This window comes from Vibrio sp. YIC-376 (genome assembly GCF_052353105.1).
In the GTDB taxonomy this organism is placed as follows: Bacteria; Pseudomonadota; Gammaproteobacteria; order Enterobacterales; family Vibrionaceae; genus Vibrio.
On the sequence record NZ_JBBWFK010000006.1, the window covers coordinates 298,434 to 324,869 of the forward strand.

Consider the following 26,436-nt stretch of genomic DNA (forward strand, 5'->3'; position numbering starts at 1 on the left):
GTTTGTATTTGCTGTTTTGGAATACGGATTACGGAATACAGGGAGTGAAAGGTCCTAGATCCTAGGGGCTAGGTCCTAGGTGTGTCTGCGGTAAGTTCAGTGATAAACGTAAGCTCCGGTGTTTGCTGCTTTGGAATACGGACTACGGATTACAGAGTACTGGAAAGTATATTTTTGTATTCGCACTCCCAGCAAACTCCCTCTAGGGCCTAGGTTCCTAGTACCTCGAACCTTCCCTATCTAAGTCAACACTTTTCTTTACAAAACCTATCGCGCATAATATGTACTGATGTATAAATGGTGGATATATGAAAACCGTAGATAGGATATTGCAAATCGTTAAGCGTGACGGCTCTGTCACGGCCAAACAACTCTCTTCTGAACTTGGTATGACAAGCATGGGGGCGCGTCAGCACCTGCAAGGTTTAGAAGATGATGGCATCCTGTCTATTTACGATGTAAAGGTGAAAGTCGGTCGACCTACCAGACACTGGACACTCACGCAAAAAGGGCATGAGCAATTTGCAGACCGCCATGGCGAGCTCACCGTTCAATTCATTGAAGCTGTCGAGCATATCTTTGGAAAAGATGGCCTGGAAAAAGTCACCTCAGAACGTGAAAAACTTACCATTCAAAACTATCGCCAGCATCTAGAACAGTGTGACTCTCTGGAAAGCAAACTACAGAAGCTCGTCTACCTGCGAGAGCAAGAAGGCTACATGGCTGAACTTGAGCAAGATGACTACGGCTTTATCTTAATTGAGAACCACTGCCCTATTTGTAAAGCTGCAACTCGCTGTCCGAGTCTCTGTAAATCAGAACTGAGCGTGTTCCGGGCTTTACTTGGCAACGAAACTCACATCGAACGCACGGAGCACATCATCAGCGGCCAGCGTCGATGCGTCTACCGTATTCAAACGTAGCTAATCTCCTAGGTTCAATCTCTTCTCTGGTAATGTAATATGACTGCATTCTCTTATATGTGAGACTGCAGAATAAGTTTCACCGCACTCCTCTTCTGCGTGATGTACGCTTTTGATATCGAAGCGTAACTATCCATATAGATTTGGAGAGAAGCGATGCCCCATCTACCGACTCACAAGCCACAAGCCCTTCCTCCATTCGACGAACTGGTGCGAATGGCAGAAAGTGATCCAGAAGCCTTTGAGCAATTCCGCCAAGATATGGTTCGCGAGATGATTGAGGGTGCATCAGAAAGCATGCAACCAAGATTATGGGCGCAGCAAAGCCACATCGACAGAGTGATCAATAACTGTAAAAACCCTCACCATATCAACGTGGTATTAATGAATGAATTACAGAAACAGATCATTAAGTTCAGAGCAGCATTGCAAGGTGAGCAACAACCTGAAAAGACACATAATGTGGTTCAGTTCAGGAGCGATTAAGATCCTAGGTTCTAGGCTCCTAGGTCCTAGAAAGAGCTTGTTGGTATTACGAATACAAAAATTTACTTTTCAGTACTCTGTAATCCGTAATCCAAAGCAACAAACACCTGAGCTTACATTTCTAACTGAACTTACCGCAGACACTCCTAGAACCTAGGATCCTAGCCACCTAGAACCTTTCATTACCTGTATTCCGTAATCCGTATTCCAAAGCAGCAAGCACCTGAGCTTACATTTTTAACTGAACTTACCGCAGACACCTCTAGAACCTAGAACCGAGGACCTAGGATCTAGGACCTTCAACCGGATCTGGGCCGTACTTATTTGGACCGGTTGACCCTTTCAGAAAACCACACTCAACCAATATCCATACCCCACAAATTAACGAAATGGATGCAATAAACAATTGCACTGTGGCCGGCTCCTGCGAAACAGGGCTAGTCATTGGGGTTGCGAGTCTACCTAACACTAAAGGAATATTGAGCGCTAACCAATAAATCGATTTATCACGGTCGTGCCAGCGCTTAGTAGTAATGGCGAGATCAGGGATAAGCATAACCAAGAGAAAAACAGGAAGCAGAAGGTGAGAAAAAGCAGGAAATAGCTTACTGATACCCACTCCAAAACCTAAGATGGAAACGTAATAAATAACGTTCCAAATCCAAAAAGTTTTACGCCCTATACGCCCTTGAAAAGAAAACAATAACTCTTTAGTTAGCATCAACAATCCCTCTACCCCTAAAAGGTTTTAGAGTAGCCGAGCTGACTTAATTTGAAAAGGCACAAAGAAAAAGCCAGCGATTTGAACAACCGCTTCATACGTTTAATTCACCACTTTCTGAAAACATTCCACATCCATATCGCGAATATTCACCGTTAAGCTGTGGATATGGCTGGCTTGCTCCTGAAGTACTGCCATCAGATCTCGCGATAACGCTCGCTTTTCCTCTGCGGTTCTCCCTGCGAGCAATTCAAAGTTGATATGAATAAAATCGAGACTATCTCCCTCCTCTCCTATCAACCAGTTGTGGCATCTGAGTGTTCTTGATTTCACTGATGCCAACTCAAAAAGCCCGCTATCCAGCGCTGCTTTATGTAGATCTTCCAGCAGACCTTGAATATTGACGCGCTCATCCACCGAGTTTGAATACTCTAAAACTAAGTTTGGCATTTTGATTCCTTTCTACAGCACAAAAAGTTCAGTGCGTAGTAATACCAATCTAGGCAGCAATTTCCGAGGAATGAACTATCATTCTGTCTACGTGATCACCAATCGATTGCTTTTGATAGAAATGACAGAACAACTTCAGCTCCAACCAGAGATAGAAAGGCACACAAGACATGATACCAATCATGATCTGTTCACATTATTCTGTTATATTCTTTCGTAGATTTTTTACATTAATAGACTTTTTACATAAAAAATAAGGGAGATATTCCTATGCGTCGTCCTGTAGTGATGGGTAACTGGAAACTAAATGGTAGCAAGGCAATGGTAACTGAGCTGCTAACTGGTCTTAATGCTGAGCTTGAAGGCGTTGAAGGTGTTGACGTAGCAGTAGCTCCACCAGCACTTTACCTAGATCTAGCTGAGCGTCTAATCGCTGAAGGCGGTAACAAGATCATCCTAGGTGCACAAAACACTGACCTAAACAACAGCGGTGCTTTCACTGGCGATATGTCTCCAGAAATGCTGAAAGACTTCGGTGCTACTCACATCATCATCGGCCACTCAGAGCGTCGTGACTACCACAACGAATCTGACGAGTTTGTCGCTCAGAAATTCGCTTTCCTAAAAGAGAACGGTCTAACTCCAGTTTTCTGTATCGGTGAATCAGAAGCTCAAAACGAAGCGGGTGAAACTGAAGCAGTATGTGCTCGTCAAATCAACGCAGTTATCGATGCATACGGTGTTGAAGCTCTAAACGGCGCAATCATCGCTTACGAACCAATCTGGGCAATCGGTACTGGTAAAGCAGCAACAGCTGAAGATGCACAACGCATCCACGCTTCTATCCGTGCACTAATCGCGGCTAAAGACGAAGCAGTTGCTGAGCAAGTAATCATCCAATACGGCGGCTCTGTTAAGCCAGAAAACGCAGAAGCATACTTCTCACAACCAGACATCGACGGTGCTCTAGTTGGTGGTGCTTCTCTAGATGCGAAGAGCTTCGCAGCAATCGCTAAAGCAGCGGCAGCAGCAAAAGCTTAATCTTGTTTTTAAACAAGCAGAAATAACAAAGGGGTGCTTACATGCATCCCTTTTTGTATGTCAGATATCTACCTATCTCAACCGCGCTCTCAAAGCCCACGTTTATTAGAGAAAAAAGTATTAAAGGTACAAGGCTTCAAACTCATCAATCTTTTGATTGTAAGATTCTAAATCCGCAGAGTTTTCTCTAATTTCCATACTGAGGTGTAAATTTTTTCTTAGAAACTTCTTAAACTTACGATTGATCTTCTTATGCATCAAGTAAGGGATAAAGTCCGATACAGGGATAAACTCAGTATTGCCGAATCCATCTATCAGATAGAGCGTTATCTCATCCCCTGATTGCCTCACCAATATATTTGTCATCACCAAGTCACTTGGTATCACTCGGCTCTCAAGCAAATAATCTTTCAAAATTCGAACGGCTAACAGCATGTTATCCATATCGAGATCATCCCCTTGCTGCACAATATATTGTGCGAAGTTTAATGATACTGATAAATCCTCGTCCAAAACCACTTGCTGCTTAAAGCCCACTTGAGTCTCTGTTGTTACCTTCCCTAAGAATTCAGGAATATGCGTGAACTGGACGTTTTTCTTTTTTAATCGCTCAAAAAACTGAATCTCTCGATAGGTTTGCTTTGCGGCACTTTTCTGACTCAACTTTACACATTGAGCAGGATTGGAGGGATTTTGGAAACAAACTCGCTCTGCGCCTTTGCCGATGACAGTCCAGTTTTGGAATTCATGATCTGATTGCATCTTTAACCTTTACATGTTCTCTCTTGTACTCACTAAGGCGTGTTGCGTTTGCGAGAGCAAATTTCGAATTCAATTTAATGCGAGGATTGTATCACGAACTTGGAAGACAGTGAGGATGTAGGTTATAAGGTCCTAGGTTTTAGGATCCTAGGCCCTAGGGGGGATTACGGATTATTTTTTACCGCCCAAATTCGATGTTAAGGGCTTACTAAGAACCTAGGTTCTAGGTTCCTAGGCCCTAGGCCCTAGGCCCTAGGCCCTAGAGGGAGTTTGTTGGGATAACGAATACAAAAATATACTTTTCAGTACTCTGTATTCCAAAACAACAAGCTCAAACGCCAAAGAGATACGCCGAACTTTCAGCTAACTCACCTAGGACCTAGTCCCCTAGGATCTAGGACCTTAATGAAATGGCTTCCTTTCTCGCATTTCCGCACTTTCCCAACTAATTACATCTAATCCACTGGGTCATAAGTCTTACTCTTCACTAACAGCTCGCCTATTCTGAATACATAAGGAGAACTTTAGGCATGACGACAACAATCTCAGATATTGCAAGCGTTACCCATCACGGTGGCAAGCACACCGTTACTGGCTCTTGTCATGAGCTCAAACTGCCTTATGGAAGTATTTTGATTGATTGTGGCCTGTTTCAGGGTCAGGACCTTAGTTTTGGTGGGCGCGACGCTTCTCTTAACATTGAGTTTCCTATCGATCAGGTAAAAGCGCTCGTTCTTACTCACGCTCATATAGACCATATTGGCCGCTTGCCGTGGTTGCTGGCGGCTGGGTTTAAAGGGCCAATATATTGCACTCAAGCAACTGCAGAACTCGTCCCTTTAATGCTTGAAGACGGTCTGAAGCTACAACTCGGCCTGAATTACCTCCAGCGCCAGAAGGTACTGAATATCATCAAGAAACAGCTCAAACCTTGTGAGTACCAGAAATGGATAGATCTATCCCATCACACTTACGTTCGCTTTCAACCCGCAGGACATATACTTGGTTCCGCTTATGTAGAATGTAGACTGCCAAATGATGACATCATCGTTTTCTCCGGAGACTTAGGACCGTCGAATACGCCACTCTTACCTGATCCACAATCTCCCCAGCGCGCCGACTATCTGTTTATAGAATCGACCTACGGCGATAAACAACACGAGGACATAACCACTCGCACTCAACGTTTAAAAAACATCATTGATCATGCGTTAAAAGATGGTGGTGTAATTCTAATACCTGCTTTTAGTGTCGGCAGAACACAAGAACTGCTGTTTGATATTGAGCAGTTGATTAACGAGCATGATTTGGCATCTTCATTACCCATCATCCTAGACTCTCCTCTTGCCAAAGAAGTGACGAAAACTTATCGACGTTTTAAAACGCTGTGGGGACAAGAGGCTAAGCAAAGACTCGAAAATCAACGTCACCCACTCGCGTTTGATCAGTGCATTACGGTCGAGAATAACACCGAGCATAAAGCTCTGGTCAACAGACTCGCTTCGACCGATGAACCCGCCCTTGTTGTGGCCGCTTCCGGAATGTGTGAAGGAGGCAGAATCGTTAACTACTTAAAAGCACTACTTCCAGATAAGAAAAATGATGTGCTTTTTGCAGGTTATCAAGCTCAAGGGACGCTAGGTGAAGCCATACAAGCAGGATTTTCAGAGGTGGAGATAGATGCTCAAGAAGTTCAAGTTAAAGCCCAAATTCATACCATCTCTGGTTACTCAGCACATGCAGACAAAAGTGACTTATTGAAGTTTGTCACAGGCATCCCAACTCCACCAAAGGCCGTTCATTTAATTCATGGAGAAGAAGATGCTAAACAAGCATTAGGAAAAGAGTTGGAGGAAAAAGGATATAAGGTGGTTTATTGAGGGGGCTAGATCCTAGATCCTAGATCCTAGATCCTAGACCCTAGATCCTAGATCCTAGATCCTAGGGGGAGATTGTTGGGATTACGAATACAAAAATATACTTTTCAGTACTCTGTAATCAGTATTCCAAAACAGCAAATACAAATACTTAATCGGGTACAACAGTCCCAGTGAGTAATCCTAGGACCTAGTCCCCTAGGATCTAGGACCTTCTGTAAGCGAAGCGCTCTGTATTCCAAAGCAACAAACACCGCAACTTATGTTTATCACTGAACTTACCGCGAAAACACCTAGGACCTAGGATTCTAGTACCTAGGCCCTAACACAAAGCACCTAGGTCCTAACCCAATTAAGCAACCTTCTCTATAGGCGCATCTTCGACCTGGCTTTTAGACGCCTTGTTGTAAATATTCTCAAAGCAGTAGTTTGTCGCTTCAATGTAACCTTCCACACTACCGCAATCAAAACGTTGGCCTTTGAACTTGTACGCCAGTACGCAACCGTCTTGTGCTTGCTGCATCAGGGCATCCGTGATTTGAATTTCTCCACCTTTGCCTGGCTCAGTATTTTCAATCAACTCGAAAATATCAGGAGTCAGAATGTAGCGACCAATGATAGCTAGATTGCTCGGTGCAGTGCCAGGCTCTGGCTTTTCAACCATATTGTCGACTCGGAAGATACCTTCTTTGATCATCTCACCAGCGATCACACCGTATTTATGCGTTTCTGTTTCTGGGACTTCTTGAACTGCAACAATCGAGCAGCGGTATTTATTGTATAATTCAACCATTTGCGCCAACACGCCTTGTTCTTCGTTAACACAAAGGTCATCGGCCAATACCACCGCGAATGGTTCATCACCCACAAGCTCGCGCCCCGTCAGAATAGCATGACCTAAGCCTTTCATTTCACGTTGACGGATATAGGTGTAGCTCGCTGAATCAATCAAACTACGAATATCGTCTAGTAGCACTTCTTTACTGCTACCGCTGATTTGGTGTTCTAATTCGTAGTTTTTATCAAAGTGATCCATCAGCGAGTGCTTGCCACGACCAGTAACAATACACATGCCGTCCATACCTGCTTCAATTGCTTCTTCGACGCCATATTCAATTAATGGTTTGTTCACCACCGGCATCATTTCTTTCGGCATGGATTTAGTGGCAGGAAGGAAACGAGTACCGTAACCCGCTGCAGGGAACAGACATTTTTTTATCATTTTAATTACCAACTGAAAAAAAGGCTCCACAGTAGGAGCCCTTAGCTTTAAAGAAAATTGAAATTAATCGCTACCAAACAGATCACGTGTATAAACTTTATCAGCTACGTCCGCTAGTTCTTCCACCATACGGTTTGAAACGATCACATCGGCAGTCTGCTTAAACTCATTCAAGTCTTTTACCACACGAGATTTGAAAAACTCGTCTTCATGAAGAACTGGCTCATACACCACGACTTCAATACCTTTCGCTTTGATGCGCTTCATGATGCCCTGGATAGAAGAAGCACGGAAATTATCCGAGCCAGCCTTCATTATAAGGCGGTAAACACCAACAACTTTAGGGTTACGCTTAAGAATGGAATCAGCAATGAAATCTTTACGTGTACGGTTAGCATCAACGATAGCGCCAATAATATTATTCGGTACTTGTTGATAGTTCGCCAAAAGCTGCTTGGTATCTTTTGGCAGACAGTAACCACCATAACCAAACGATGGGTTATTGTAGTGGCTGCCAATACGAGGATCTAAGCCAACACCCTCGATGATTTGACGTGCGTCTAAACCGTGCGCTTCTGCATATGAATCCAGTTCATTAAAGTACGCAACGCGCATCGCTAAGTAGGTGTTTGAAAACAGCTTAACCGCTTCTGCTTCTGTTGAATCAGTAAACAAGACTTGGATGCTCTCTTTTACTGCCCCTTCAACTAACAAACCAGCGAAAGTCTCAGCACGCTCACTGCGCTCTCCAACAATAATACGAGATGGGTACAAGTTGTCGTAAAGCGCTTTTCCTTCGCGTAGGAACTCTGGTGAGAAGATGATGTTTTCACAGCCCAACTCTTGCTTGACGCGAGCAGTATAGCCGACAGGTACCGTCGACTTAATGACCATCACGGCTTCTGGATTAATTGACATCACGTCTTTAATAACCGCTTCTACCGAAGAGGTATTAAAGTAGTTAGTCGTCGGGTCATAGTCGGTTGGTGTGGCGATAACAACGTACTTAGCTTCACGGTAAGCGAGCTCTTTATCTGTCGTAGCAACAAAATTTAACGGTTTGTTTTTAAGGAAATCTTCGATCTCCACATCCACTATTGGAGATTTCCTGTTGTTAAGTAAATCAACCTTTTCTGGAATGATATCCAGCGCAACAACTTCGTGGTTTTGCGCTAACAACATGGCATTTGAAAGCCCTACATAGCCCGTACCAGCAACTGCTATTTTCATTATTCTGTTCTCTAAATCTTACTCATTATAATTGGCGAAGCTCTGCCAATATTTGAAAAAACAAATCCTGCCCCATATCCTCAAAGTCATATTGGCTTAATGACGTACTTTTGGATCATAAAGAGTATGACGCATCCATTATGTACGGATGTATCATCGCTCTATCAAGAATTTAGGCATTCACTGCATCATCAGTCTCAACTAACGTCAGTCGGCAAACTCGGTTATGATTCCAAACCAAATCACCAATGCCATCTGTTGGATTAAACCCCGTCGGAGCTTCTAAAAGTAATTCTCGTATACGCTCATGATCAACAGCATGACATGCTATATCCAATTTATCGAGAAGCGTTTCATATTCACATAGAGGTAAATGAACTTCATGGGCGGTCATAATACGCTCATGGGCGGTTTTCTTGACGTTATCCCCGATTAACAACTCTTCGTACAGTTTCTCACCTGGACGCAGTCCCGCGAACAGTATTTCAATATCGCCATGAGGGTTAGTCGCGGATTTGACTTCCAAACCTGATAAATGAATTAGGTTGGTCGCCAAATCAGTGATTTTAACCGATTCGCCCATGTCTAAAACGAAGACATCACCACCTTTCCCCATTGCACCAGCTTGTATCACTAGTTGCGCAGCTTCAGGAATAGTCATAAAGAATCGGGTAATATCTGGGTGCGTGACCGTCACAGGTCCACCCGCTGCAATTTGCTTTTTAAACAGAGGAATGACCGAGCCAGAAGAACCTAATACATTACCAAAGCGCACCATGCAGAATCGTGTACCATTGTTTTTTTTGTTTTCCTGCTCCGCTAGTGCCTGCAAGCCTAGCTCTGCCATACGCTTAGTGGTACCCATTACATTAGTAGGGCGAACCGCTTTATCGGTCGATATCAATACAAATGACTCGACACCTGCTTCAATCGCAGCACGTGCAGTATAGTAAGTGCCGTAAACATTATTACGCACACCTTCGACGACGTTGTATTCAACAAGAGGAACATGCTTATAAGCGGCTGCGTGATAAACAGTCTGAACGTTGAAAGACTTCATCGCCGTTTCTAGTCGGTGTCTGCGCTGAATAGAGCCAAGAAGTGGGATAATATCACAATCCAGACCGTGCTCTGATTTCAACTGGTTCAGTTCCCTATCGATTTGGTATAAGCCAAACTCAGATAACTCAAATAAGACAATTGACGTCGGATTCTGCATTACAATTTGACGGCATAGTTCAGAGCCAATTGAACCACCCGCACCTGTCACCATGACCACTTTGTTCTTGATATTGGCTTCAAGTAGTACTTGTTGTGGTGCAACTGGATCTCTACCTAGCAAATCTTCAATCGCAACATCTTTCAACTCATCGATTTTTGCTTTGCCGGAGACAATGTCTGTCATATCTGGAACGGTTAGCACCTCAACAGGTAACTTAGCTAAGTCATCTAAAATCAACTTACGACGAGCGCGGCTTGCACTTGGTACCGCTAGCAACACTTGAGAGACATCATGTTTATTGATAAGAGGCATTGCATCTTCTAAAGCAATGACCGGAAGCCCCAAAATCACAGTGTTAGTTAAAGTAGAATCTTTATCAATGAATGCTCGTACACGGTATTCACCAGTGCTACGAAGCGCGTTCGCTAGCTGGCGACCACCCGACCCAGCACCGTATATCAATACTTCTTTGCTTTGATTTGGATAGCTCTGAGCAACCAGAGAACGCACAATAACTCGCGGGCCTCCACATAGTAACGCTAGGAAGGCACCGTAAATAATTGGAACCGTTCGCGGAACGGGATCGCTCATATAAAAGCTGAGTGCGGCCAATAGTAGCGCCGATACTACCGCACCTGCACTCACAACAAATAGAGCTTGAAAGGTCAAGTAACGAAGTACAGCCCGATAGAGACCTAAACGAGCAAAAACGACCACTGTCACCATTGCCAGCGCAATAAAGATCCCCCAAATTGAAGGTTTTGAAAAGTACTGTGCATCACCTAATCGAACTAATAACGATAAGTGAAGCGCTAAGAAAATCAGCCCCACATCAATCAAAACACTGACAATACGTTTGTTGGTGCGAGATAACTGCCAAAGAAATTGTAGACGCTGCATAAGTAATATTATTTGTTGTTATTAAGAATTAAAGAAACGTTATCATAGCCTTTATTAGTATAGTAGTTAGACTTATGAAAGAAGGTCAATGCGATTTAACTGAAGATTATAATCAGACCCATGCCACATAATGAGAAATTCGTCAAACTAACCAACAAAACAGCCTGAGATAAAGTTGACTAGCCTCTTCGAACAAGCACTACTTCACAGCATCTCCAGCCCCGCTACCTGTCGCGGTCATCAAGATATACTTAAAGTAATCTCTTATGCTCAGAGTATCGATCATTTGCTTATCCGTTTGGGCGAGCAATGTTGGTGTAGACATATCAATGTTTTGCACCTGAGCTAATCCTGTGATACCTGGTAAAACATTGTACACACCTAACGCATCACGCTCCGCAATCAGCTCTTCTTGATTGAAAAGGTTCGGTCTTGGCCCTACCAGGCTCATTTCCCCTTTTAAAACATTGATAAGCTGCGGAAGCTCATCAATCTTCGTTTTGCGTAAGAACGAGCCCAACTTAGTGATAGCAGCATTACTTGCTAAATGACTCGCTACTGATTTTGTATCAACAGACATGGTGCGAAACTTAATCAGCTTAAAAGGCTTTTTGTTACGCCCTACACGCTCTTGCACAAAAATAGGAGAGCCAGTATCAAACAGACCGATAATGGTCACCACCAGTAATACAGGCCATAAAAACAACAGACCAAAGAAGGCGGCTAGAAAGTCGATTATACGAATCATGAGTTACCACTGTTTTTCTGAGATTGTAGAAAGGCGTCAGCAGTTTGCTTAAAGCCATCTTGTAAGGTCTGAGGAGGATTCCAATCTAGTGTTTCTTTTGTATGAGTGATATCTACTTGTAATGAACCCGTGAGCCTATCCACAACATCTGATTTGTTGAATAGTTTACCTGCCAATTTGTAACACCAAACGGGCACTGGCAATTGCATAGTAGGTTTACCTAGAGCGGTGGCCATTTCACGAACCATTGCTGAAGTTGAGACATCGTTGTCATCCGACACCAAAAACACTTGGTTAGCCGCGTTAGGATGGTCAATGCAAGTGATGATCAAATCAACCAAATTATCGACTGAAACCAAACTGCGCTTGTTATTAGTAATGCAACCAAACGGAAGCGGTATACCTTTTGAAACTAAATTCATCAGTGAGGCAAAATTGGCTTTCACCCCAGGTCCATAGACTAACGTTGGACGGATGATCACCACGTCCATTACCGAACCTTTGGCGACCTCCAGTAGCTGCTGCTCTGCTTCCGATTTAGACAAGCCATAATCATCTTGAGATGCGTGAGGATCGCTTGAAGTAAAAGACTTACTAAGTTGACTACTTTCACCATTAACCTTGATGCTGCTTATAAAAATAAATCGCTTCACACCAGCTTTGATAGCTTGCCTCGCGAGGTTAAGGGTACCAGCAGTATTCACCTCTCGATAAAGTGCTAATGGGTCTTCTACTTTATCATCCATTACATGGACACGTGCGGCACAGTGAACCACTGCACTACATCCGGCAAGCGCTAGCGAGTAATCATCAAGACCATTTATTTCCGATTGAAAAAAAGGATAGTTTGGATGCTTACTCTCTGCACCTCGATCAAGAAGGGCGAGCTCTTTACCGTGACTTCGCTCTACTATGCGACTCCCTAAGAAGCCATTGGAGCCTGTGATCAAAATCATTTAAACATCAACCCCATAATTTTCTCCGGATACTTACTCAGTACTGACAGCCAAGAACACGGTAGCCCATTATTTCGACACGATTGAATGATTTCTCGGTTAAGCAAAATATTCGCCGAAAAGCCCGATGTACTAATCCCTCCCTCCCGCATTTTCACAACCTCTTCGGGTAAATAACAGAATGAAGAATTAGGGATAGCAAAAGCTCGAACCAAAAAATCAAAATCAGCGGCTATTTTATAATCCAGGCTATAAAGGCCAACTCGATTAAGCAACGATCTTTTAAAGTAACAGGACGGATGGGCTGGCATAAATCCTCTTGAGAACTTGGCTTTATGAAACCCCTTTGATGAATAATGGCGCGTTTTTTTAGTTAATGTGAAATCGTAAAACCCGACATCACCATAAACGCCATCCACACTCTCAGCTGCTCGCACAATCCGTTCAATCGTGCCGCTATCGGCTAGAATATCATCTGAGTTAAGGATTCCTACTAGGTCACCCGAAGCCAGGGCTAATCCTTTGTTCATTGCATCATAGAGGCCTTGATCTTTCTCTGAAACCAAGACATTGATTGAGTCGGAGTAAGCTTGAAGGACTTCTAATGTATTGTCTGTTGAACAACCATCAATAACAATGTACTCAATATCAGAGTAAGTTTGATTCTTAACTGACTCAATCGTATCTTTAATAGTCTTCGCAGAGTTATAACAAACCGTAATTATGGATACTTTCATTTTTACTAAGGCCATTTAGCAATAGGTTCGAGCAACTACGCCCTGACTATTTAGCGAGTAACTTGAAGTCGCTGCAGGGATCATCACCGACTCTCCAGCTTTCAACGTGACACAGTTCTGCTCAGTTTTTATCTCTGCAGTTCCATTCACACACAACAAAATTTCAGGAGATAACACAGTAATATCTAGTATTGCGTCATCGATAATATCAAATTTGAAATCTTCAACCGGTATCGGATAAATCAAACGCTCTCCTTGTTTGATTGGCTCCATTTTAAGATCGCTTGGCTTGATAGACTCAAACTTGGTGTTGGCAATCAACTCTGGTACGTCAATGTATTTTGGTGTGAGCCCCGCTCTGAGCACATTGTCAGAGTTCGCCATCACCTCAACTCCCACCCCTTTTAAATAGGAATGCGGCGTTTCGGCATACAAAAACATAGCCTCCCCAGGTTGTAACTCAATGATATTAAGAAATAAAGGAGAGAATAATCCTGCATCGTCTGGGTATAACTTCGCTAACTCAGTAATCAACTGAAAAGCCTCAGTAATTTCAGCACTATGATCTTTAGTGGAATCGAAACTCAATAATTCACTAACAGCTTGCTGTTTTTCTGACTCATCAAGTTGCAAAATCGCAGCAAAAAGTCGCTCTAATGTTTGCTTACTAGGATTAGATAAAAACGGCTCTAGCAATAACGCTACTGAAGGCAATTCCATGGCAGAAAAGAGTTTATGGATCTCATCTAACTGACGAAATCCATTCATTGCTAGATAGGGAGTAATTGCATAAACCAATTCAGGCTTATGGTTAGAGTCTTTGTAATTTCTTTCAGGAGAATCAAAAGCAACACCTTGAGCATTTTCTTTTTCAAAACCAGTTTCCGCTGCCACTTTACTCGGGTGAACTTGGATTGACAGTGGTTGATTAGCTGCCAAAATTTTGACTAAAAACGGAAGCTGCTCTACACCTTTTTCCATTTGTTCTCCTAACCAATAAGCCGAATCGCTATTGATGGCATCCGCTAGCGACAACTCTTCGCCTCTAATCTTAATGTGAGAACTGCCATTTGAATGAGCTCCCATCCAGAGTTCAGCTTGAGGGCGCATATCTGGATTTGGAATACCAAATAACTCTGACAATGCGTACTTACAACCCCATTCAAAGTTTTTAATTGGATTACTTAATCGAAATATCATTTTTATTGTGACTACCAACTGCTTTAATGTTGTTATATAACGCTGGAGGCACCTTTACTCCAGCATTCTTTTTATAAGTCAATCGGTTCAATAGATTGCAACTTATCTAAAGTCCGTTTAACTATTTCAGACGCACTTACTACTGAGTCTGACTCAGCATAACAACGAAGTTCTGGTGCATTACCAGATGGGCGTAGATGAACAATATCTCCGCACTCTAGTTCAATTCTCAAACCATCTGTTGTGTTAATGCTTGTGACGTTAGTATCTAAAAAACCAAGCTTGGTCAGTAAAGTTTGGGGATTTTTACTTGCTTTCGATATTACTAACTGACTTTTCTCCGTCGCGTAATTTTGAATGCGGTCACTATCCGTATAGCGCTGTGGTAATTCACTCACTAGAGCGGAAACAGTAGTTCCTTTCGATTTTGCCAGCAACATCAATGCAGGCAATACTGCATCACGCGTAGGAAGGGCTTTCAAGCACTTGCCATTAAAAGTTATATCTGACCCCAATAGGAAGCCACCGTTAGCTTCAAAGCCAGCAAACGTGTTGTATCTTTTAGACAGAGTGTCAAACTCTGCAATAACGTAAGGAGAGCCAATTTTAGTTTTTGAAACCGCTTTAAACACAGGAGAAGTTTCAATCACCGTATTACAACTTACTGGGATTGCTAACGCCTCGACTTGCAGCGCCTCAGCACAAAGCAGCCCTAAAATATCGCCACGTAGCCATTCACCACTTTCATCAGCCACCAACGGTCTATCACCGTCACCATCGGTCGAGAAGATAAAATCAAGCTCATACTTTTCAGACCAATCGCGAGCTTTAATTTTGTCGGATTCAGCCACAGCTTCAGTATCAATTGGTACAAAACCATCAGTTCTTTCTAATGAAATAACCTCTGCTCCCAAAGCTTCGAACAAGCCTTTATACAAATCGCGACCTGCGCTTGAATGCTCATATATACCTATGCGCTTGCCTTGAAGCATATTAGCGTCAAATAGACTTGTGTAACGTTGTACGTACTGCTGAGCTGCTTTAGGATCCACAAGAAGCTCTAGTAAATTCATTTTGCTATCAAAGCTTACTTCAGCATTTAAAATTGCTTGCTCATCAACTTTGGTAATTTCACCATCCGGACGATAGAATTTCAGGCCATTTCTATCAAAAGGAATATGACTACCTGTGACCATAATGCAAGGGATATCATCCTGCATTGCAGAGTATGCCAGTGCAGGAGTTGGGATCACGCCATAGTAGATCGTTTCAAAACCACAAGATTCTATTGCAGCGATACAAGCCTTCGCCATCTCAGGACTACTTGGACGGTTATCAATCGCGATAGCCACTCGCTTAAACTCAAACCGACCCGATAGGCTGTCAAGAAAAGCATGCGTAAAAGCTGCACACGCTTCAGGAGTAAACTGTGTAACCAGTCCACGCGCACCACTAGTGCCAAATTGAACGCCAGACTGTGCAATTACCTGTTTTGTATTCAACATAACCATTGTTCTAATACCCTACTCCGTACTCTTCTAAGCGCACAATATCATCTTCTTCTAAATAATTGCCTGAACGCACTTCAATCAAATGCAAATCGACTTTTCCTGGGTTTTCTATACGATGGGCAGAACCAAGTGGAATATAGGTGGATTGATTTTCACTGACTAGATAGCTTTTCTCACCATTGGTTACTTTCGCCGTGCCTTGAACCACAATCCAATGCTCCGCTCGGTGATGATGCATCTGAAGTGCCGTTTTTTCACCTGGTTTTACACGCAAGTGCTTAACATGAAAACGTTCGCCTTCCGCAATTTCATCATGTGAGCCCCAAGGGCGGTAAACCTCCCTGTGCTGTTCACATTCGCTTCGATTTTGGGCTTTCAACTGATTAACAATATTTTTTACATCTTGAACTTTGTCTTTATTGGCTACTAATACTGCATCTTTGGTTTCAATAATGACAAGATTCTCAACACCAACCGTAGACACCAGTTTATTTTGTGCGTAGATATAGCTGTTACTTGTTTGATCAGTCAGTACATCCCCTACGGCTACGTTGCCCAAATCATCTTTAGCAGACACTTCCCACAATGCACTAAAAGAGCCCACGTCACTCCATCCTGCATTCATAGGAACGACCAATGCATCGTGAGTTTTTTCCATTACTGCATAATCGATGGAATCATCAGGACAAAGAAAAAATGCTTCTTCGGCTAGTCGAATAAAGTCCAAATCTTGTCGCGAATCTTGCATAGCAGATTCGCAAGCTTCAAGGATATTAGGATGATGCTCTTTAAGCTCCTCCAAATAACGAGAAGCTTTAAACAAAAACATACCACTATTCCAATAATACTCACCAGAAGACAGATATTGTTCTGCTGTATTTAAATCTGGCTTTTCGACAAACTGGGCAACTCGAAAAACAGACTCTTCGATGGCATCACCATGCTTGATATAACCATAACCAGTCTCTGGCGCAGTAGGTATAATACCAAAAGTGACCAACATGCCTTGCTCAGCAGATGGGATTGCGGCTCTAACTGCATCAGAGAATGCAAAAGAATCTTGGATTACATGATCAGCAGCAAGGACTAATAACAATGGGTCTTCACCACTTCTAACCGCATGCAACGCAGCAAGAGCGATTGCAGGTGCGGTATTTCGGCCTACTGGCTCTAGTATAATTCCACCGTGCTGAATATTCTGCTTTCGCAACTGTTCAGCAACAATAAAACGATGTTCCTGATTACATATCAATAAAGGCGCATGATGTTCTAGTCCAGAAAGACGTGCTATCGTCTCTTGCAACATGGACTTATCACTAGCCAAACTGATGAATTGCTTGGGATACAAGCTACGTGAAAGGGGCCATAATCGGCTACCTGAGCCTCCCGCCATTATTACCGGTAAAAGCATATTACTTACCTACTTTATTTATAATTATCAGAAAAATACGCCTTGGTATTACTATGAACCAGCTTAGATGCAAGTAATTCGTTGACATCCCACCATTGATAGTTCTGGTGTTGCTCATCGGGCAAACCAGATAATGGTACATCTAGCTCAATTTGATAACCTAAAACCACATAGTGAGTTGAAAACTCACTACCAGAAAAATTATCCCTGTAAAGGTGCTGATATGGACCTAATAGGGATGCTTTGGAGATAGGTATAGATACCCCTAACTCAACTTGGGTTAGGCGTAAAAAGGCTTGCTCAAAAGTTTCGTCTTTGCAAATACGTCCACCAGGAACAAACCAGAAACCTTTTGCAGGACGGTTTGTTCTTAATCCTAATAATACTTGACCGTTCGAGTTACGAACGATGAGATCTATAGAAACAAGTGGGGTAGATGCAACGACCGTTTTAAACGTTGATTCATCCAGTCGTTGCGTCATAACTATACCTATTATTTACGGAAATGATCTTGGTTCGCTAAGAACCATTGGTATGTGTTACGCAGGCCCGTTTCTAGTTCCACTTTATATTTCCATCCCAACGAGGCAAGGCGTGAAACATCCATCAATTTGCGCGGTGTACCATCTGGTTTGGTACTATCGAAAACCACAGCGCCTTCAAAACCGACGACCTTTGCCATCGTTTCTGCCATTTCGCGAATAGTACAGTCCTTGCCTGTACCGACATTAATATGAGATAGCATAGGTTCGGTATTAGCTTGGTAACTCTCACTATCAAGTTCCATTACATGAACGGAAGCTGCAGCCATATCATCCACATAAAGAAACTCGCGCATCGGCTTACCAGTCCCCCACACAATAACTTCTTTATCGTTATTTAGTTTTGCTTCATGGAATCGGCGCATCAAAGCTGGAATTACATGTGAGTTTTCTGGATGAAAGTTATCGTTTTCACCATATAAGTTTGTTGGCATCACACTGCGATAGTCACGACCGTACTGTCGGTTATAAGATTCACAAAGCTTGATACCTGCAATTTTCGCTATCGCGTACGGCTCATTGGTGGACTCTAAGGTCCCTGTAAGCAACGAACTTTCCGTCATAGGCTGTTCAGCTAACTTAGGATAAATGCAAGATGAGCCTAGGAATAGAAGATGCTGAACATTATTATTATGAGCTGCATGGATGATGTTGCACTCCATCATCAAGTTCTCATAAATGAACTCCGCTGGATAAGTATTGTTTGCATGAATGCCTCCAACTTTAGCCGCAGCTAAGTAGACCTCATTAATACTCTCCGTTGCAAAAAACTCATTAACTGCATTTTGGTCTAGGAGATCTAATTCTGTGCGTGTACGTGTAATAACTTCAACATTATTCCGTAAAGATAACTGTCGAACAATTGCCGAACCAACCATTCCTCGATGACCAGCAACAAAAATACGTTTTTTCACAATCAAATTCACTTTTAGTTTTCTAAAGAAATCGCCACATCAAAACCATGAGATTTCAACAATGCATGTTGTTTCGCTTTAGACACATCTGCAGCAACCATTTCTGAACACATTTCTTCTACAGTGATCTCAGGCACCCAACCTAACTTTTCTTTAGCTTTGCTTGGATCACCTAAAAGTGTCTCAACTTCAGCCGGTCGGAAGAACTTAGGACTAACACGAACAATCACATCACCAACTTTAACAGATGGTGCTTTTTCACTATCAACAGCAGTTACAGTTGCAATTTCATCCACGCCTTCTCCTGAAAACTCTAACTCTATACCCGCTTCTTTTGCCGACATGCGTACGAACTCTCGCACTGAGATTTGTTTGCCCGTAGCAATAACAAAATCATCAGCCACATCTTGCTGAAGCATCATCCACTGCATACGAACGTAGTCTTTAGCGTGTCCCCAATCACGAAGTGCATCCATGTTACCTAAATATAAACAAGACTCTAATCCTTGAGAAATATTGGCGATACTGCGAGTAATTTTACGAGTTACAAATGTTTCACCGCGACGTGGAGATTCATGGTTAAACAAAATACCATTACACGCATACATACCATATGACTCACGGTAGTTTACTGTGATCCAGTAAGCATACATCTTAGCAACCGCATATGGAGAGCGAGGGTGGAAAGGAGTAGTTTCGCGTTGAGGTATTTCCTGAACTTCACCGTAAAGTTCAGAAGTTGATGCTTGGTAGAAGCGAGTCTTCTTCTCTAGTCCGTTGATACGTATCGCTTCTAATAAACGGATTGTACCCATAGCATCGACGTCGGCAGCATACTCTGGAGATTCGAATGAGACTGCTACATGAGACATCGCACCTAAGTTGTAAATTTCGTCAGGTTGAATTTCTTTAACCAGACGAATTAGGTTAGATGAGTCAGTTAGGTCACCATAATGCAGTTTAATATTATTTGAATTTGCTATCGCTGCATCTATACGCTCTGTATTGAAAGAAGATGCACGGCGTATCAATCCGTGAACTTCATAACCTTTTTCCAAAAGAAATTCAGCTAGGTAAGAACCATCTTGACCTGTAATACCTGTGATTAATGCCTTTTTCATTATTTCCCCTCAAGAATCATATCAATTTTATTAATGTAAACTATGCTAGAAAACTCAGATTTAGAATAAGTGATATTGTAATTCATTTTTTCAAGAAAATTATCCTCTCCCTTTATGAGAGATAAAAGCACTTGAGTTAAACTACTATTAAAACTATCATCAATCGGAGCGTGATGAATATTCAACACTGTACCATTTAATTCACTAACAAACTCTGGAATATAATTGTGGTCAGTTGTGACGATATAACAACCAGATGCCATACCTTCGATTAAACAAAGCGGCTGAGCCTCAGTCGGATAATAAGTAGGAAGAGCTAAAACATGAGCACGACTTAATAAATCAGATTTATCTTTTCCAGAAATAACACCATGATACATAACATGTTTGTTAGACTCTATTTCAAAAATAAACTTTCGGGAATCTTCATCAAAAGTGGCCCCGGCTAAATGTAATATGCAACTATCCTTTTCTATCCGGTTCACCATTTTTACGGCATTAACTAGTTCCTTATAGCCCTTTGAATTTATAAGGTTTGAAAGAAATAGGATTTCTAAAGGTTTTTGTTTATTGTACTCACGAAAACTACCTACTTCTTGTTGATCATAAAAGTTCGAAACAACTTCCAACTTCATATTTTTATAATTAGAATATTGTGACTTCATGCCATTACAAAGAACTATAGAAATATCAATTTTTTTGTACACGAAATCAATAATTACTTTATAAAAAGCACTAGCCGATTCGTAGAATAGCTTAAAATCAGCACCGTGAAGGTGATTAACAATTAGCTTATCGTCACTATTGTTTATCAAAACAAGAATTAGATCTCTCAAAAAGCCCAATTTGCTACGAGAAGAAGTAAAGTATATAGCATCATAGTTAGAAAATAAACGATGATAAAAAACTAACAAGATATATTTTATAAAATAAAACTTTCCAACTCCCGTGCTAAAGATATTAATTGTTTCATGCTTTGTATTTTCAACAAAATAATTGAAACATTTCGATTGCCCTGTAACAGGATCTTTTCTAGGACCAACCGTTAAAACTATCATCTTCGAATCTCTTATAGTTATTAAGGCCAAACTTTAATTTATTTAATAGATTGGCATAGAACTCGGGGTCATTCAAAAGTTTATCAAGCTTACTAATTAACAATTTAGAATCTAAATCGACAATATCTAAATATAAGTCACTACAATCATATAAATCTAGCATTCCAGAAGTCTTAGGAAGATAACTTATGGGAACAACAGGAGTTTTTACATTTAATGAAAAAATAGCACTATGGAAGCGAGAAGCAACGACAACTTTTACCGAAGAAATTAGGTTCATAATCTGTTCTGGAGTATAACCATCACCCTCAACAATAACCGTAATATTGTGTCTACTAAGAAGTTCAACGAACCTATCTATTGCAGGTCTATCACTAGCTACCTGCTGAATCACACCAATTTCCAAGCCATAATTATTGTGTAAATGTATTGCGGAAGTAACTAGAGAGTTGAGGTAATTATCAAGTTGTTGCTCAGCATTTGGACTAGTTGGAAAATTCCAATTAATGATAGTAAATAATGCTCTATTACTCCTTTCCTTTGAATACTTGTGCTGTATGTCAAAAGCGAGATCATTACTCAGTATATAATCTATATTTAAGTCCTTACATAAATTTGCACTTACCAATTCACGCACATATATTTTATTAGCTTTCCTTAACACCGATTTAATCAGAGTTCTATTTAATTTAGACCTTGCGGGCCCAATAGACATAGGTGCAAGAATCACCTTTTTTGATAGTTGAGTAGCGACATATAGTTGAACAATATGCGCATAAAAGGAGAAAGATGAGTCTTCTAAAAATCCTCCTGGGCATGCAATAACAACATCACTATTTTTAAGTGATACCAAAGCATTGTATTGGGACTTAGGCAATATTAGTTTAGAAAGGCTAGGAATGTATGCATACATTAGTGAGGATAGTAAGTATAAAAGTCTTAAATAAAGTTTTTCAGACTTGCCTATTTGCTCATAAAACTCAATATTAGGAAAAAAATCATTAGATAATTTCGGCTCCCTTGCAATAGCCGAAATTTCCACTGATTCACGTTCGACTATGTCAACAAGCCTCTTGAAAAGCTCAAAGTCTCCTAGGTTTAGGGGGCCAAAAACATTAGAAACAACTATCTTCATTTTAACTCTTCCAAAAGGCTATGGTACTCTTTATCAGTTAGGCTAGTTTTTAGTTTATTAAGAACACTTTTCTTAGCTTTATTTTTGATAAAAGAAACAAAAGGGGTTACACAAATAACCTGTGTCCAATCTCTTAAAAAACCAAGAACCATAATAAAATATCCAAAAGTTCCAAACTTATTTAAATAATAATTCTTGCGATAAGGGAGGTACCATTTCGAACGTATATCAAACAAAGACCAATAAAAAAAATTAAACCTATCTTTTCTAAGAATGAACTGTTCGTACATTGAAAGATGACGAAGTACGTCGTAATGAATATCAACAGTTACACTACTATTTACTAGTAAACTATAATTTTTATTCTTAGCAATTTTCTCTAAGTAAGGAGCATCTGCAAAATGAGGGAATTTATTGCTGTCAATATTACCAAAAAATTTGAAAGCAGAAACCGGTATAGATGTAAAATTCCCATTTAAATAATCTACATGAACGAGACCTTTACCTTCCTCGACTTTATATATATTCCTATTAACATTTCGTCCTATAAGCCGAGCTCCTACTATTGTGTTTGAATCGTATGGTTCAGAGATAAACTTCTGGACATCTTCTGATGTGAATACTGTATCATCATTAAGCCAAATAACGCGTTCTGATGCCAAATTATCAAAAGCAAACTCCATGCCCGCGTTGATTGCTCCTCCCCAAAACAAATTGCCATCGCCTTCTAGAATATGGATATGTTTTGATTTAAATGCTCTAACCATATCAAATATCGACTTTGGACTTCCATCAAGAACAATTACTAACTTTAAGTTTTCATTTAATATATCTATTAGGTTGTTAATACATTCCCTAAGTTCAATAGGCCTTATATATGATGGTATAATTATTGAGTACTTCATCTATAAATCTTTCCTATAAAGTAATTAGCCACGGACTTTAAAAATAAAAAAAGGTAATCCAAGTGTATAAAAGCCGAGTCATTAGCTCGTCTATCACGGACACGAGACCGAGCATAATTTTTAGATTTATCTCCAATACAAAAATGGCTATTATAAATAACTTTACAGGAATCAAAATCCTTTATTTCCCAATTTTTGTCTTCTATTAACAAGTTGGATTGCCATGTGGCTCCTACCGCTTTGTGATGTGTACCATCTTCACCTGGATTAGTAGTTAATGAAAAGTATGGGTATATAGAGTACTTATTAGTATGCACCATATATCTTAGAAAGTGTTTTTTCCACGAAGATTTGGGCCAGAGACAAATATATGAAGGAAGAAGATCATCATGAAACATATCACAATCATTAACTTTCAGCCAATTTCTAAAATTGTTCCACATTGATTTTGTGTAAATTTGTCCCCACGAACTTGGGAACTGCATAAAATAGTTATCCGAACCAGATGATAAAGGTATGAAACTACACAAATCCCCCTCACTTCTATGATAGGAGTATAAGGAGATTGTGGCTATATTTTCCAAACTAGAAGAAAGGCAAGTATTTATATAATTTTTTAAGTATTTAGAAACGATTAAGTCGTCCTCTAATATAACGATAAAATCATGAGAGTTAACCAAGTCACCACAAGCTAATACGTGTTCTTTTAGGCCTAAGTTGATGTCTCGCTTTATTAATTCTATTCTATTAAAGTAATCCTTTGTTTGAAGTTTATTTATAATTTTGTCTTGCTCTTCACTGTAATCAATAGAAACATATATTTTGTAATCACAGACATCACTTAATAATATATTATCTAGGATACGAAGTAGTGCTCCTTCCCTATTATATGCGACAATACAAATCGCACCGTTCAACTTCTCCATAGCTTCTCTCCAAGAGATGAATTTTCATTAAAAATAATTGCTAGAACTAAAGCCGCCTTAAATATAAACAAGCGATCTAATAGAAAAAAACCATGAGAAAATCCCAAAAAAGATAAAAAAATAGTGCAGGCCAAAGTAATTACATGATTGTTTTTTAAATTTAAATGTCGGTGAACAACAAAAATAAGTAATAATAGAGATAAGATTGAATAAATAAACCCTGCCTGTAAGAATGCTCCTATAAGCCAATTGTCGTAGACAACATCACTTAGAAAGTGTTTCGTATCGATAGGCATATATTCGTTGTAGTACAATTTAGGTATTATGCCAAAACCAAAAATGAAGTCACCAAAACTCATTGCGTCTATAACGCCGACAGCCGGACCAATAAAACTATCCAGAGCATAAGGTATTAAACCAACAGATCTATTTCCATCATTAATTGTAGCGGAGGATAGTAAAAACAAAACGACACCTCCGAATATCAAAGAGCTTAACCTTAAATATACACTTCTCGAAGACATTACTCTTATCAAAAATATAATAGATAACGTAAGTATGAATGAAAAAGAAACAGAGAAAACACCACAAAGAGTGAATATAATTCCAAAAACATAAGCTATCGCTTTATTAATATTCAAATGCTTATATTCAAATATAGATAAATACATACCAACTGCATAAAGACAAGAGGAAGCACCTTGTGTAGACAATACAAAAAGGGAATTCATTCTAGGAATTGGTATACCCATAACAACTCTTATAGAAGCAAACTCATCACCACTAAAACCCCGCCTCGGTACATATCTCTCAAACACGTCAGATATATTAAATAGATAATGAATCAATGACATTGAAGATACGATCAGCAAACCATAATATAGAAATCTAATTGCATCATTCGGATTGATCATTTTATTTCTAATACATATATAGAAATAAAAAAAGGCAGTTAATGGCACAAAGAAGTCTTTCAAATACAATATCAAAAATATAAAGTCATTATTATATTTAGATAACAAAACACTAGCTGTCATGAATATCAATAAAGAAAATATCAAATACAATTTATTTGATACTACAATATTTATATCTCTATTAACTACAAAATAAATAGCCAGTTGAAGAAATAGTATTAACGTAAACAACACATCAACAGAGCCAGCTATTGGTGATAACCCTTTCAACTGAAGAATTCCATGAAACCCAGAACACAGTATGGATAAGTATGCAACAAATCTAAAGTCGTTGATATGGAATATAGTAATCAAAAAAAGTACAACTACACCTAAGTATGGATGCACAAATGATAGAAAGACTACAGTTAGGGCGGTGAGTATTACTTTGAAGAATATATAGTTTTTTATCTTCATCGAAAATAGATTCAAAGCATTAACCTTTTAAACTTACATTTAAAATTTGAAATGATTTCTAAAAGACGTCGCTTTAACTTTATAAAACATATATATACTTTAAAAACTAAGTTATCGGTTATAAAGTTAATTAGGAACATGATAACCTTTTCATATTCTTCATTTGTAATTGTATCGGGGTTATCCAAGTAAGCTTCAAACGATTCCCTCTCTATATTATAAGGCAATTTGACAGCTAATTTATTACATAAATCGACATTACTAGAATGATAACGAACCAAAACCCCGTTCATTTCTGACTTTGTTGGCAGAAACTTTCTCTTTTCACTAAAAGTCCCCTGACTATTAAATAAAATATCAATAGGTTCAGCTAGAGAAAAGTGCTTTAAGATAATATCTAGCTTAGAAAGCGACTCATTTATTTGAGGGTATGTTTTAGAAGGCTTTATTGACAAATTAGATAAGAAATCAGAAACTACATCCCCACCATCAAGAGTCTCCTTTTCGAACCACTTTGCTTTTATATTGTCTTTCCCAAATATTTTCGACCATCGTTCAAAGGCATCGTTATAATTTAGATATTTATCCATGTAGTCATCTAACTTTGGTAGTGGTGATAATGTCCTTCCATAAAACCTAGCTGCTGTTGATTTATATGTTCTAAAACCTTGTTGGTAATGAGACAACAGAAATTTATCCTGTCGTCTAAAGTATACAACTATTGTGACTTCATCAAATATTGAATTTAATTTATTCTTTAGCCTAGATATCTCTTTTTCATCAAAAATCCAAAACATCTCCTCACTGGAAGCTATTACGTTCCCAGTTGTATTCGCTATTTTTTTAAAAAAAAGATCATCTATTTTGGCATCAAAGCTTTCTTTGCTTCCGTTGAATTTGATCCAAGAGTTACAACTACCTATAGATGCGCTAGGCTCTAACCTATTTTCGTCAAATAATCTCCAACCGCTTTGTTTTAGCTCCTTTTGGTTGTGGAAGAGGTAGTTTTGTATAGATGTGCTTCCTGTCTTGTGTGTACCAATATGCAAAATTAGCTTTCTCATA

The 26,436-nt window shown here is 40.0% G+C and carries 25 protein-coding genes; 4 read left to right on the top strand and 21 right to left on the bottom strand.

The annotated features are described in order from the left end of the window. The first annotated feature begins 308 nt into the window (after window positions 1–308). Entirely contained in the window at window positions 309–923 is a 615-nt protein-coding gene (locus WJM94_RS13795; protein WP_444494765.1) for a helix-turn-helix transcriptional regulator, read from the top strand. A gap of 156 nt (window positions 924–1,079) precedes the next feature. Continuing rightward, on the top strand, window positions 1,080–1,409 hold the full coding sequence (locus WJM94_RS13800; protein ID WP_444494766.1) for a DUF3135 domain-containing protein: 330 nt from the start codon (window positions 1,080–1,082) through the stop codon (window positions 1,407–1,409). Between the two features lie 283 nt (window positions 1,410–1,692). Here the strand turns inward: WJM94_RS13800 and WJM94_RS13805 are convergent, their stop codons facing one another. Together WJM94_RS13805 and WJM94_RS13810 are read right to left on the bottom strand one after the other, a co-directional pair. Then, on the bottom strand, window positions 1,693–2,130 hold the full coding sequence (locus WJM94_RS13805; RefSeq protein ID WP_444494767.1) for a DUF805 domain-containing protein: 438 nt from the start codon (window positions 2,128–2,130) through the stop codon (window positions 1,693–1,695). A gap of 102 nt (window positions 2,131–2,232) precedes the next feature. After that, on the bottom strand, window positions 2,233–2,580 hold the full coding sequence (locus WJM94_RS13810) for a 5-carboxymethyl-2-hydroxymuconate Delta-isomerase (RefSeq protein ID WP_444494768.1): 348 nt from the start codon (window positions 2,578–2,580) through the stop codon (window positions 2,233–2,235). Between the two features lie 270 nt (window positions 2,581–2,850). Between WJM94_RS13810 and tpiA the strand changes: the two genes are divergently transcribed. Then, entirely contained in the window at window positions 2,851–3,621 is a 771-nt protein-coding gene (tpiA, locus tag WJM94_RS13815; protein ID WP_444494769.1) for a triose-phosphate isomerase, read from the top strand. Window positions 3,622–3,741: 120 nt separating this feature from the next. Here the strand turns inward: tpiA and WJM94_RS13820 are convergent, their stop codons facing one another. Then, window positions 3,742–4,383, bottom strand: a complete 642-nt coding sequence (locus WJM94_RS13820; protein ID WP_444494770.1) for a YrbL family protein — start codon at window positions 4,381–4,383, stop codon at window positions 3,742–3,744. Window positions 4,384–4,913: 530 nt separating this feature from the next. Here WJM94_RS13820 and WJM94_RS13825 point away from each other — a divergent pair. Then, window positions 4,914–6,263, top strand: a complete 1,350-nt coding sequence (locus WJM94_RS13825; RefSeq protein ID WP_444494771.1) for an MBL fold metallo-hydrolase RNA specificity domain-containing protein — start codon at window positions 4,914–4,916, stop codon at window positions 6,261–6,263. Window positions 6,264–6,612: 349 nt separating this feature from the next. Here WJM94_RS13825 and galU read toward each other — a convergent pair whose 3' ends face one another. The 18 genes from galU to WJM94_RS13915 all read right to left on the bottom strand — a co-directional run bounded on the left by galU (window position 6,613) and on the right by WJM94_RS13915 (window position 26,435). Then, a complete protein-coding gene (gene galU, locus WJM94_RS13830) occupies window positions 6,613–7,482 on the bottom strand; it encodes a UTP--glucose-1-phosphate uridylyltransferase GalU (RefSeq protein WP_444494772.1) in 870 nt (289 codons plus the stop codon). 63 nt (window positions 7,483–7,545) lie between these two features. After that, complete coding sequence (locus WJM94_RS13835) at window positions 7,546–8,712, bottom strand: nucleotide sugar dehydrogenase (protein ID WP_444494773.1); 1,167 nt, start codon at window positions 8,710–8,712, stop codon at window positions 7,546–7,548. A 172-nt stretch (window positions 8,713–8,884) separates the two neighbouring features. After that, the gene (locus tag WJM94_RS13840; protein WP_444494774.1) at window positions 8,885–10,834 is read right to left on the bottom strand and encodes a polysaccharide biosynthesis protein; all 1,950 of its coding nucleotides are present in this window, start codon (window positions 10,832–10,834) and stop codon (window positions 8,885–8,887) included. A gap of 199 nt (window positions 10,835–11,033) precedes the next feature. After that, the gene (locus WJM94_RS13845) at window positions 11,034–11,582 is read right to left on the bottom strand and encodes a sugar transferase (protein WP_444494775.1); all 549 of its coding nucleotides are present in this window, start codon (window positions 11,580–11,582) and stop codon (window positions 11,034–11,036) included. Beyond that, on the bottom strand, window positions 11,579–12,538 hold the full coding sequence (locus WJM94_RS13850) for a UDP-glucose 4-epimerase family protein (protein ID WP_444494776.1): 960 nt from the start codon (window positions 12,536–12,538) through the stop codon (window positions 11,579–11,581). Before WJM94_RS13850 ends, WJM94_RS13845 begins: the two co-directional genes overlap by 4 nt. Then, on the bottom strand, window positions 12,535–13,290 hold the full coding sequence (locus WJM94_RS13855; protein ID WP_444494777.1) for a glycosyltransferase family 2 protein: 756 nt from the start codon (window positions 13,288–13,290) through the stop codon (window positions 12,535–12,537). Before WJM94_RS13855 ends, WJM94_RS13850 begins: the two co-directional genes overlap by 4 nt. Then, window positions 13,291–14,475, bottom strand: coding sequence for a mannose-6-phosphate isomerase, class I (manA, locus tag WJM94_RS13860; protein WP_444494778.1), 1,185 nt, complete (start codon window positions 14,473–14,475; stop codon window positions 13,291–13,293). A 71-nt stretch (window positions 14,476–14,546) separates the two neighbouring features. Further along, window positions 14,547–15,980, bottom strand: coding sequence for a phosphomannomutase (locus WJM94_RS13865; RefSeq protein WP_444494779.1), 1,434 nt, complete (start codon window positions 15,978–15,980; stop codon window positions 14,547–14,549). Between the two features lie 10 nt (window positions 15,981–15,990). Further along, window positions 15,991–17,397: a mannose-1-phosphate guanylyltransferase/mannose-6-phosphate isomerase gene (locus WJM94_RS13870; protein ID WP_444494780.1), complete on the bottom strand. Its 1,407-nt coding sequence runs from the start codon at window positions 17,395–17,397 to the stop codon at window positions 15,991–15,993. A 14-nt stretch (window positions 17,398–17,411) separates the two neighbouring features. Beyond that, window positions 17,412–17,879 carry a GDP-mannose mannosyl hydrolase gene (locus WJM94_RS13875; RefSeq protein WP_444494781.1) on the bottom strand — a complete coding sequence of 156 codons (468 nt, stop codon included), beginning with the start codon at window positions 17,877–17,879 and terminating at the stop codon, window positions 17,412–17,414. A gap of 11 nt (window positions 17,880–17,890) precedes the next feature. After that, window positions 17,891–18,856, bottom strand: a complete 966-nt coding sequence (gene fcl / locus WJM94_RS13880; RefSeq protein ID WP_444494824.1) for a GDP-L-fucose synthase — start codon at window positions 18,854–18,856, stop codon at window positions 17,891–17,893. Window positions 18,857–18,867: 11 nt separating this feature from the next. Continuing rightward, window positions 18,868–19,974, bottom strand: coding sequence for a GDP-mannose 4,6-dehydratase (gene gmd / locus WJM94_RS13885; protein WP_444494782.1), 1,107 nt, complete (start codon window positions 19,972–19,974; stop codon window positions 18,868–18,870). Then, on the bottom strand, window positions 19,974–21,032 hold the full coding sequence (locus tag WJM94_RS13890; protein ID WP_444494783.1) for a glycosyltransferase family 4 protein: 1,059 nt from the start codon (window positions 21,030–21,032) through the stop codon (window positions 19,974–19,976). Before WJM94_RS13890 ends, gmd begins: the two co-directional genes overlap by 1 nt. Next, window positions 21,007–22,167, bottom strand: a complete 1,161-nt coding sequence (locus WJM94_RS13895; RefSeq protein ID WP_444494784.1) for a polysaccharide pyruvyl transferase family protein — start codon at window positions 22,165–22,167, stop codon at window positions 21,007–21,009. Before WJM94_RS13895 ends, WJM94_RS13890 begins: the two co-directional genes overlap by 26 nt. Continuing rightward, the gene (locus WJM94_RS13900; protein ID WP_444494785.1) at window positions 22,164–23,072 is read right to left on the bottom strand and encodes a glycosyltransferase family 2 protein; all 909 of its coding nucleotides are present in this window, start codon (window positions 23,070–23,072) and stop codon (window positions 22,164–22,166) included. Before WJM94_RS13900 ends, WJM94_RS13895 begins: the two co-directional genes overlap by 4 nt. Then, window positions 23,069–23,998 (bottom strand): glycosyltransferase, encoded by a 930-nt coding sequence (locus tag WJM94_RS13905; RefSeq protein WP_444494786.1) that lies wholly within the window; start codon window positions 23,996–23,998, stop codon window positions 23,069–23,071. The genes WJM94_RS13900 and WJM94_RS13905 overlap by 4 nt, the downstream gene beginning before the upstream one ends. After that, window positions 23,986–25,185, bottom strand: a complete 1,200-nt coding sequence (locus tag WJM94_RS13910; RefSeq protein WP_444494787.1) for a hypothetical protein — start codon at window positions 25,183–25,185, stop codon at window positions 23,986–23,988. Before WJM94_RS13910 ends, WJM94_RS13905 begins: the two co-directional genes overlap by 13 nt. Window positions 25,186–25,382: 197 nt before the next feature. Beyond that, a complete protein-coding gene (locus tag WJM94_RS13915; protein WP_444494788.1) occupies window positions 25,383–26,435 on the bottom strand; it encodes a hypothetical protein in 1,053 nt (350 codons plus the stop codon). Between the last annotated feature and the right edge of the window lies 1 nt (window position 26,436).